The 6,166-nt window shown below is 64.2% G+C and carries 6 protein-coding genes; 2 read left to right on the top strand and 4 right to left on the bottom strand.

The features are described 5' to 3' along the window. Window positions 1-470: 470 nt before the first annotated feature. The 4 genes from BN1127_RS16560 to BN1127_RS16575 form a co-directional block, all read right to left on the bottom strand. Window positions 471-800 carry a YbaB/EbfC family nucleoid-associated protein gene (locus BN1127_RS16560; RefSeq protein WP_011706069.1) on the bottom strand — a complete coding sequence of 110 codons (330 nt, stop codon included), beginning with the start codon at window positions 798-800 and terminating at the stop codon, window positions 471-473. A 130-nt stretch (window positions 801-930) separates the two neighbouring features. Then, window positions 931-3,450: a DNA polymerase III subunit gamma/tau gene (gene dnaX, locus BN1127_RS16565; RefSeq protein ID WP_042650167.1), complete on the bottom strand. Its 2,520-nt coding sequence runs from the start codon at window positions 3,448-3,450 to the stop codon at window positions 931-933. Window positions 3,451-3,623: 173 nt separating this feature from the next. Further along, complete coding sequence (gene apt, locus BN1127_RS16570; RefSeq protein ID WP_042650168.1) at window positions 3,624-4,169, bottom strand: adenine phosphoribosyltransferase; 546 nt, start codon at window positions 4,167-4,169, stop codon at window positions 3,624-3,626. A gap of 132 nt (window positions 4,170-4,301) precedes the next feature. Beyond that, on the bottom strand, window positions 4,302-4,679 hold the full coding sequence (locus BN1127_RS16575) for a YbaN family protein (RefSeq protein WP_042650169.1): 378 nt from the start codon (window positions 4,677-4,679) through the stop codon (window positions 4,302-4,304). Between the two features lie 177 nt (window positions 4,680-4,856). Between BN1127_RS16575 and dusC the strand changes: the two genes are divergently transcribed. Continuing rightward, the gene (gene dusC, locus BN1127_RS16580) at window positions 4,857-5,801 is read left to right on the top strand and encodes a tRNA dihydrouridine(16) synthase DusC (protein WP_042650170.1); all 945 of its coding nucleotides are present in this window, start codon (window positions 4,857-4,859) and stop codon (window positions 5,799-5,801) included. A 56-nt stretch (window positions 5,802-5,857) separates the two neighbouring features. Continuing rightward, window positions 5,858-6,166: AraC family ligand binding domain-containing protein (locus tag BN1127_RS16585; protein WP_042650171.1), on the top strand; the 309-nt coding region annotated here is incomplete at its 3' end.

The following is a 6,166-nucleotide window of genomic DNA, read 5'->3' on the forward strand; positions in this document are numbered from 1 at the left end:
CCCTCAATCCCCATGCCTCCCCGGCCAATGCCATGCGTGAGACAGATCTGGCCCGCAGAAGTGGGACGCCGCTCCCGGTGCTCGTGCCTGTGTCGGATCAAGGCGCCCGTAAGCTTACCGGCGGCTTATGCTGACAACCTCCTCTGATACACCCAAGGTGAGTTTCCAGGTGACCCCCATCGACAGGCGAGTCAGGGGATCCTCCACGCCAGCATGTGTGATCATGCAGGATGGCGGATAGCGGGGGCGGCATCGCACGGGTCAGGGCAAGACAAGAAAAGATGCGAAGAAACGCGTTTGGGAAGGCAGCATGCCTTGGCCAGAGGCTGAATCGGTGACTGCGTCACCATGCCAAGCAAATGCCGGGCAGGCAGGCCAGAAAAAACAAAGCGCAGCTGACACGGAGAAAACCGTATCGGCTGCGCCATCGCCATGGGTCATGGCTTCTTGATTTGAAAGGCTTTTAACCCTTAGAAGGGCATCTTGAAGCCTGGGGGCAGTTGCATGCCGCCGGTCAGCTCGCCCATCTTGCTCTTGTTCTGCTCTTCCACCCGGCGCACGGCGTCGTTGACGGCGGCGGCGACCAGATCTTCCAGCATCTCCTTGTCATCTTCCATCAGACTCGGGTCTATCTCGATACGGCGCACGCTGTGGCTGCCGGCCATGGTGACCTTGACCATGCCGGCGCCGGCTTCGCCGACGACTTCCATCTGAGCCAGCTGCTCTTGCATCTTCTGCATGCGCTCTTGCATCTGTTGGGCCTGTTTCATCAGGTTACCCATTCCACCTTTACCAAACATAGGTCGTCTCTCGTCTTGAAATCCGGCATCCAGCGCCGGGCTGTGGGCTTGTTCTACCCCGGATATGGGGGCAGCCAAAAGATTTTTCAACCGGGACTCGGGTCCCAGCATGGGATTTAACTCATAGCGCTCAGCGACTCAGAGGTTCGATGCTCTCGGGATGGAGCACGGCGCCGAATCGCTGCTGCAGGAACTGCACATTGGGATCGTCCGCCAGATCCCGGCTCACCTGCTCACGCACCCCCAGGTAGAGGCGATGCTCGATCTCGAGCGGCGTCTCCCGCGCCGGGTCCGTGCCCAGGATCACCTCGACACGCACCGCCTGTCCGAACTCCGGGCCAATGATACCGGCCAGATCGGCCAGGGCTCTGTCGCTGACCAGATGGCGCTGCTCCGGCTTGAGCACCAGGGACACTAGCTCCCCTTGCCGGGTCATCACAGAGTTGATGGCGAGCTGACGCAACCGGCCACCGACCCCGGTGCGGGCGATGAGCTCGGCCCAAGCGTCGCCGCAATTGACCAGCAGGGAAGAGGGGATCAGGCGAGCGATCTCCTCCCCCTCCGCCGGCAGGGCGTCACTCTCCAGCTCATCCCAGTCGATGGTCTCCATCACCTGGGCGGTCGTGGGCTGCGCATTTTCGGGCACAGAAAGAGGCGTCGCAACCGGCGTTGCCGGAACAGCGGCGACGGTAGCAGCGGCAGCCCTGGCGGGTGCGCCGTCCAGATCCCAGGGGGGCAAGTCATCCGAAACAGGTTCGGCCTTTTGCGGTGCACTCGGCCTAGCAGCCGCTTGCGCTGCGGGGGCACTGGCCGACCCATCGCCGAAGCCCTGACTCAGGTACTCCTCGTAATCGCTGCTGCTGTCGTCATAGGCCTCGAGGGGCGGCAGATCCTCATAGCCCGTCATGGGCCCGGCATAGGCGGGCGCCGCGGGGGCCTGCCTGGCAGGCGCAGAGGGTGCTGGCGCCACAGGTGGCACGGCGGCCGTGGCCAGGGGCGCAGCCGGTTTGCTCGGCGTCGCCCTGGGAGGGGCAGAGACGGTCGCCGCCCCGGCGTCCCCCCGCAGCCGGCTGCGCAGCAGATTGCGCTTGCCCAGCAGGCTCTGCATGCTGGAGGCCGCCGAGGGGGCCGCCTCGGGTTCAGGGGCTATGGCAGGAGCCGCCGTCGGCCGGGCCGCCTCATGGGAGGCAACCGGCGGCTCGGGTTCAGGGGGCTGCGCTTCCTGAGTCCGGGGGGCGCCACCGATCTCGGGCTCAGGCTGCATCGGCTGTGCCTCGAACCCCATCTGCTGCGCGGCTTGCAGCAGCTCTTGCTGCTCGGCAAAGAGAGCTGCGCTGGCCTCATCGTCGTCGGCTGCCGGCTCATCTGCCTGAACCGACAAGAGCGGCGCTGTCGTCGCCAGGGCTGCGGGCGCGGCCATGCTGGCCGCCGTTGCGGCCTGATGCGGGGCTGGCTCAGCCCCTGACGGCTTTCCCGGCAGGGCCGATACGGCCTCCCTCCCCGCCCCGGGCAGTGCGCCCATGGACACGGGCAAGGCACTCAGATTGGCGGGGTGCACCGCCTCGCGGCGCGGCGAGAACGCCAGCATCCGCAGGCAGGTCATCTCCAGCGCGGTGCGGCCATCGGGCGCCCAGGGCAAATCCTTGCGTCCCCCCAGCACTATCTGATAGCAGAGCTGCACCTCTTCCGGGCTCATGGCTCCCGCCAGCTGCAGCAAGGCATCGGCATCCGCCCCCTGCTCCTGCACGCTGGCCGGCAGCAACTGGGCCATGGCGACGCGATGGAGCAAGGCTTCCAGCTCGGCGTGGAGCTGATCGAAGTCCGGTCCCAGGGTAGCGATTTCGGTGATCTTGGCCATGGTGGCCGGGGCATCCTGGCGCAGGACAGCCTCCAGCAACTGGTGCAGGTGGTGATGGTCGAGGGTGCCCAGCATGGTCAGCACGCTCTCCAGCCGCACGCTGCCGTTGCCGTGGGCCAGCGCCTGATCGGTGAGGCTAAGGGCATCGCGCATGCTGCCGTCGGCAGCCTTGGCCAGGGCCAGCAGGGCGCGGGGCTCGAACGGCTGACCTTCCTGATCCAGCACCCATTCGAGCTGCCTGGCGATCTGGGTCTGATCAAGGCTCTTCAAGTGGAACTGCAGGCAGCGGGACAAGATGGTGATGGGGAGCTTCTGCGGATCCGTGGTGGCCAGCAGGAACTTCACATAGGGAGGCGGCTCTTCCAGGGTTTTGAGCAGCGCATTGAAGCTGTGACGCGACAGCATGTGCACCTCATCGATGAGGTACACCTTGAAGCGGCCGCGGGCCGGGCGGTACTGCACGTTGTCGAGCAGCTCCCGGGTGTCTTCCACCTTGGTGCGGGACGCCGCATCGATCTCCAGCAGATCGACGAAGTTGCCCTGATCGATCTCGCGACAGGTGTCGCATACGCCGCACGGGTGGCTGCTGATCCCCTGCTCGCAGTTGAGGCTCTTGGCCAGGATGCGGGCGATGGTGGTCTTGCCGACCCCGCGGGTGCCGCTCAGCAGGTAGGCATGATGCAGCCGTCCCTGATCCAGGGCATTGGTCAAGGCGGTCAGCACATGTTGCTGGCCAACCACTTGTTCAAATGTATGGGGGCGCCATTTACGCGCCAGAACCTGATAGCTCATAGATCTCGATGCTGGAAAACGAGGCATTGAGGCAGGATGCTAACACAAATGGAGGGCGGGCTGTATGGGCTATCGGCCGCCTTGGGAGGGATCGCTTGATTTTCAAACCGGTGCCCGTTCAGGCACCGGTTCGGGGCATTGGCGGGTTGACGAGGCCCGCCTGCCAGAGGGCCTTACTCGCCCGCGAGCTCGACCAGCGAGACCACCTTGACGCCAGCGGCGGTCAGGCGGGCATCACCACCCAGCGACGGCAGGGAGATGATGAAGGCCGCATCGGCGACTTCACCGCCGGCGCGGCGAATGAGCTTGACGGTGGCATCGACGGTGCCGCCGGTGGCCAGCAGATCGTCCACCACCAGCACCTTGTCACCGGGCACTATGGCGTCGGTGTGCAGTTGCAGGGTATCAGTGCCGTACTCGAGGGCATAGGACTCTTCGATGATGGCGCGGGGCAGCTTGCCCGGCTTGCGAACCGGCACGAAGCCCAAGCCCATGGCGAAGGCCACAGGAGCGCCGAAGATGAAACCGCGGGCCTCGGTGCCGACGATCTTGGTGATCCCTTGATCACGATAATGCTCGGCCAGCAGATCTATGGTGGCCTTGAAGGCCTCGGCATTCTCGATCAGGCTGGTGATGTCGCGAAACAGTATGCCCGGCTTCGGATAGTCGGGAATGGTCTTGATGCTCGCTTCGATAAACTTCAGGGTATCCGGATTCATTATTTGACCGCTTATTTTTGAGCCCAGGCGTGGCGTCTCTTGCGTTGCCCGCCAGCGGGCAATAAAAAGGCCCGTCATGCAAAAAATGACAGGCCGACTCCATAGCATTATTGCCGCAATAGCTTAGGGATTTCACTTCTCCATTGCAACCGGCTCCAGCACCGGCAGACGCATTAACCAGGTGAGCAGGATCACCATTATGACAACCAGCAGCAACCTCACCCAGGGCAGCGGCACCACCAGCAGCGACACCGAGAAGGAGAGCAGGATGAAGACGATGGCTCGGCGTCTGGCATGGCGCCGAATGCCGCGATACAACTGCCAGTCATGGATGGGGGGCCCGAACCAGGGGTGCGCCAGCAGCCAGCGGTGAAAACGGGGCGACGAGCGGGCAAAGAGGGCCGCCGCCAGCAACATGAAGGGGGTGGTCGGCAGCAGGGGCAGGACTATCCCGACTATCCCGGTGGCGAAGGCGAGCCAGCCCAGGGCCATCAGACACCAGCGTTTCATGGGTACTCCTCTGAATGCATCTCTGCCTTTAGCCTAACAGAGTTGGTCCAGAAGCTGACAGCCCGGCCCATGCAGCGGCAGTCGATTAGGCTCATCGAGTGGGCAGACGGCTGACAACGCCGCCCATTGCCACTACAATCTGCGCTCTTTTTTCTCCCCTTGTCTTCGGAAGCAGCTATGCGCGTTATTTTGGCCCCCATGCAGGGGGTGCTGGATCACCTGATGCGGGAGGTACTCACCTCCGTCAACGATTACGACCTCTGTGTCAGCGAGTTCATTCGGGTCGTCGATCAGCTGCTGCCCGCCAAGGTGTTCCATCGCCTCTGCCCCGAACTCAAGCAGGATGGCAAGACCCGCGCCGGCACCCCGGTGCGGGTGCAGCTGCTGGGCCAGCACCCCGAATGGCTGGCAGAGAATGCGGTGCGCGCCATCGAGCTGGGCTCCCCCGGGGTCGATCTCAACTTCGGCTGCCCCGCCCCCACGGTCAACAAGAGCAAGGGGGGGGCCGTGCTGCTCAAGGAGCCAGAGACCGTCTACCGCATCGTCAAGGCGGTGCGCGAAGCCGTCCCTGCCCACCTGCCGGTGAGCGCCAAGATCCGTCTGGGGTACGACGACAAGGAGCTCTACATGGACAACGCCCAGGCGGTCTATCAGGGGGGCGCCAACGAGCTCGCTGTCCATGCCCGCACCAAGCGGGAAGGCTACAAGGCGCCGGCGCACTGGGAATACGTGGATCTCATCCGCCGCGCCCTGCCCATTCCGGTGACCGCCAATGGCGAGATATGGGATCACCAGGATGCCCTCGCCTGCGCCGGCGTCTCCGGCTGCGACGCTCTCATGGTGGGCCGCGGTGCCATCTCTCTTCCCAACCTGGCCAACGTGATGAAAACCGGCTGTGCCCACATGAGCTGGGCCGAGGTGCTGCAGCTGATGGTGACCTATACCGAGCAGGATCTGGCGAGCGACAAGGCCGACTACTACCCCAGCCGCATCAAGCAGTGGTTCTCCTACATAGTGCGGGAATACCCCCAGGCCGATGAGCTGTTTCGCCGCATCCGCACCATCAAGACCGCGGACGAGATCCGTATCGCTCTCGAGCGCGAGTGCGCCACACGGGCCTAGTCTTGGCCGCCGCCCCGCGGCACCTTATGATGAAGGCTCAATGACAGGAGGTCAGGATGCAGGGAGTACCGGTCACATTTACCCATCAGCACGACAGGGCCGATTTTCGCGCCCTGCCTGGCCAGCCTGCGACCGAGCTCTACCGCGCCCACATCCAGCACCACACCTTCGATCCCCATAGCCACGAGGGGTTTGGCCTCGGTGTCATCGAGTGTGGCGCCGAGCGTTTTCGCTATCGTGGCAGCCAGCTCCTGGCGGGCCCTGGCAGCCTGGTGCTGATGAACCCCGATGAACTGCACACGGGCGAGGCTGCCTGCGAGCAGGGGTGGCGCTATCGCATGCTCTACCTGCCCGCCGATCGGCTC

The organism is Aeromonas media (assembly GCF_000819985.1).
Classification (GTDB): domain Bacteria; phylum Pseudomonadota; class Gammaproteobacteria; order Enterobacterales; family Aeromonadaceae; genus Aeromonas; species Aeromonas media.